Annotated in this window: 3 protein-coding genes; all 3 read left to right on the top strand. The window is 39.2% G+C overall.

Translation table 11 applies throughout. The features are described from left to right. The first annotated feature begins 26 nt into the window (after positions 1–26). The 3 genes from Q0212_RS11350 to Q0212_RS11340 all read left to right on the top strand — a co-directional run bounded on the left by Q0212_RS11350 (position 27) and on the right by Q0212_RS11340 (position 3,485). Complete coding sequence (locus tag Q0212_RS11350) at positions 27–2,369, top strand: PriCT-2 domain-containing protein (RefSeq protein WP_297925537.1); 2,343 nt, start codon at positions 27–29, stop codon at positions 2,367–2,369. A gap of 595 nt (positions 2,370–2,964) precedes the next feature. Beyond that, on the top strand, positions 2,965–3,210 hold the full coding sequence (locus Q0212_RS11345) for a hypothetical protein (RefSeq protein ID WP_297925535.1): 246 nt from the start codon (positions 2,965–2,967) through the stop codon (positions 3,208–3,210). Beyond that, positions 3,207–3,485, top strand: coding sequence for a hypothetical protein (locus Q0212_RS11340; protein WP_297925534.1), 279 nt, complete (start codon positions 3,207–3,209; stop codon positions 3,483–3,485). The genes Q0212_RS11345 and Q0212_RS11340 overlap by 4 nt, the downstream gene beginning before the upstream one ends. Positions 3,486–3,496 lie beyond the last annotated feature (11 nt).

Below are 3,496 nucleotides of genomic sequence, written 5' to 3'. Positions count from 1 at the left end.
TTGCGATTGTGAAAAGGACAATAACAATGATAAATGATATTTTTGATTATATAGATGCAGGCTTTAAAGTGTTTGGCTTGCATGGCTCAAGCGGTGGCTTGTGTAATTGTGGTGATGTTGAGTGTAAAGCTATTTTAAAGCATCCCATTATGAGCAACTGGCAAAACGTGCCTGTGTGGTCGGATGAGCAAATAGAATGTTTTAGTGAGATGGGGCATTTTGACAGCGGTTTTGGCGTGATTGTGCGTGATTATCTTATTATTGATGTTGACGCTCGCAATGGTGGCGTTAAGTCTTTTAAGCAGTTATGTAAAGATGTGCCTGCCATTTTAGATTGCAAATTTATCGTTAATACGGGCAGCGGTGGCGGTAGCCAGCACCATTATTTTAAACTGAGTGATGATGACAAAACAAAGTCACTTATGCAAAACAATGACAAATACAAGGGTATTGATTTTAAGACTAGCGGATTTGTCGTAGGTGCAGGGTCGTTACATCAAAGCGGCTCAAATTATGAAACGCTCAAAGGTTATCCACAAGATATTGATTTTGCGCCTAGTGAGCTTTTGGCATTGCTGGAGCGTCCTGCCTTTTTTCGCGTTCAAAACAACGGTAAAGATTTAGACATTGACGAATTACACATTGTTAGCTTGTTAGAACATTGCAATCCTGATTGTGATTATAGCCAGTGGGTAAGTATTGGTATGGCTATTCACCATTGCCTAAACGGTGGCGGCTTTGAGATTTGGGACGCATGGAGCAAGGATAGCGCAAAATATAGCAGTGTCGATTCATTGCGTAAGCACTGGCACAGCTTCGGTAAAACGACTAATCCCGTAGGCTATGGCACGTTATTACACTACGCGCACGAAGGCGGTTATTGTGAGCCTGTCACATTTGTTTATGATGAGAGTCTTGGTAGTGTTGAAGATGCTAATTTTGACAGTGTAAAGACTGGTTCGGTTTTTGGTTCGGGTACTGTGCATTTACTAGATGAGCCAGTCGATGTTAAACGGCCACCTGATTTTGTTGGTACATTAACGCAATGGATAAATGACCAGTGTTTATATCCGCGTGAGAATTTGGCCGTAGCAGCGGCATTAACAGCTGTTAGCAGCTTGGCAGGAATGCGTTATACCGATGGCTTAGACAATATGAGCGCGAATATTATCGCGTTCGGCGTGGCAGGTAGCGGCACTGGTAAAGAGCAAATACTCCAGTCTTATTTATCAATCATCAAAGCTGCAGGCGTTCAGAGCGCGTTACACGGTGGCTTTAAGTCTGAACAAGAGGTCATGCGTAATCTGATACGGCATCAAGCCGCGTTTTATTGCGTTGATGAGCTTGGTATCACGTTAAATAAGCTACAAAACGCATCTAAAAAAGGCGGTGCGTCTTATCTTGAGGGTATTGTCGGTTTAGTGATGAGTGTTTATTCAAAAGCTAATGGCTATTTGCCCATCACTGGCGATTTAAAAGACGACATTAAGCAAAAATTGACGCTTGAGTATGCACAGATTGACAAAAAACTAGAAAAACTAGCACAGGACAGCAGCACAGATACCATGCGCGAGCGTTTAGAGATTGCAAAAGAACAGATAATCCAAGCGATTAAAAGCGTTGATGATGGCCTAGAAAATCCATATTTAACGGTATTGGGTTTTACTACGCCTGTCACATTTAACGACTTGATGACATTCGAGCAAGCCACTAACGGATTTATGGCGCGAGCCATGATTTTTAGTGACTTAGAGACTAACCCAAAACGCAAAACTCGCTTTATTAAAAAGCCTATGACCGATGGCATGGCCAATACTTTGCGTAATTTATATGCACATGGTCACTATGACGCTTTAGAGAGCGTAGGAGCGCGTATTCAACATATCGGGGATAAGTCCACCATTCCAACGGATAACGCGGCTATGGAGCTTTTAAACGAGGTTTACGAGCGTTTTTATGCGTTAGCAGAGCGACACAAGGCAACAACAGGGCTAGAGGCCATTGCTAGACGCGGTTATGAGCTTGCAAGCAAGGTTAGTTTAATTTGTGCATTGCCGAGTGGCTTGCGTAATGTTGAACACGTCCGCTATGGCTATGCGTTGGCCATGCGCGATATTGAGCAAAAAATCAAACTTGCGTATAGCACCGAGAATAAAGAGTCTAGCGATGGTTTAGCAGCTAAGGTGTTGTCCATTGTTGACAAAGAGCATGGCGAAACGCTTGGTGTCATCTGCAATCGTTTGAGAAGTACGCCAAAAACTCAAGTTGAGGCGTTACTGGTGCAGATGATTGACAAACAAATGATTAGAGCAGAGGAGCAAATTAAGCCTAGCACAAAGCAAAAATACTTGCGGTATTTTGCCATGTGACCTGTGGATAACTTTTTTAGACTAAAGGCCATTACTGGCCTTTTTTTGTTTTTGCTGTTTATTTTTTGAGCTATTTTTGCATTGTTTAGGCGCATGATAGTGCATGATAGTAGCAAGATAGTAGCGTATTTTTGTTAAAATACATATTAAAAACAATAACTTACAAAGCAAAATAGCATAATAGCAAGATAGTATATATATAGATATATATACATACATAAAAACACACCATCTTTAGATGATTAAAAAATGTACAAATACAATAAAATACAACTGTATATACATCTGTATTTATATATACACTTTTATATACTATATAGACTACTATGCTATTATGCTATTATGCTTATATAAGTATTGGTATATATAGGTTTCATAATAGTAGAGTCTTACTATTATGTACTATCATGCTCTAATCTATAGAATTATATAAATGGCCTAATTGACAGTATTGTTTTGGTATTTTTGGCCTAAACTAACAGCGACAAACTAACGATAAATACATAAACTAATTTTGCGGCTTAGGAGGCATCTGAAAGCGAGAGTCATTCACTCGTTGCCGCAATCTTCTGAATGCCTTGAATGGGGGTGTCTAATGAAATTATCTGTAAAAATAACTATTGTTCGTGCTGTCATGTATATGACTGATAATTTTTTTGTAAACCTAAAATCGGTTTCTAATTTTATTTTTAAACATTTTGGTTTAATTTTTAGTGAGCAAAAAACGTCTGTTTTGTTGGCTAATTTTGGATTATCAATCAAAGACATAAAAACATTGCCGCAGCGCGAATGGTTGCAGCCCATCTATGATGATATTTTATTACAAGTGGGTGATTTATGAGTTTACGTCAAGCCGCAATTGCTAATAATATTAATCTATCGACAGCTAAACATAGAATAAAACGAGGATGGGATAAAATAGACGCGTTAATTATCCCTCCAAATTATCAGCGAAAAGTCACAGATCAACAGGTTATTGAATGTGAAAAACTTGGCTTAACGATTAGAAGAAGCGCAGCTTTTCTTGGTATCGGAAAAACAGCTTTAAGAAAACGCATAGAAAGACTAGGCATTAACTGGCGCGGCAAAGGCCGTCAAATAGGGGCAAAACAATGAGTGATATAATC

The sequence above is a fragment of the uncultured Agitococcus sp. genome (assembly GCF_937920075.1).
Classification (GTDB): domain Bacteria; phylum Pseudomonadota; class Gammaproteobacteria; order Pseudomonadales; family Moraxellaceae; genus Agitococcus.
Note: the sequence above shows the minus strand (reverse complement) of the source record. Positions and strands in the feature narration are given on the sequence as shown.

Excerpts from the sequence above, each read along its gene's own strand:
- Q0212_RS11350 (WP_297925537.1), top strand. The coding sequence starts at position 27 with ATGATAAATGATATTTTTGATTATATAGATGCAGGCTTTAAAGTGTTT.
- Q0212_RS11345 (WP_297925535.1), top strand. The coding sequence starts at position 2,965 with ATGAAATTATCTGTAAAAATAACTATTGTTCGTGCTGTCATGTATATG.
- Q0212_RS11340 (WP_297925534.1), top strand. The coding sequence starts at position 3,207 with ATGAGTTTACGTCAAGCCGCAATTGCTAATAATATTAATCTATCGACA.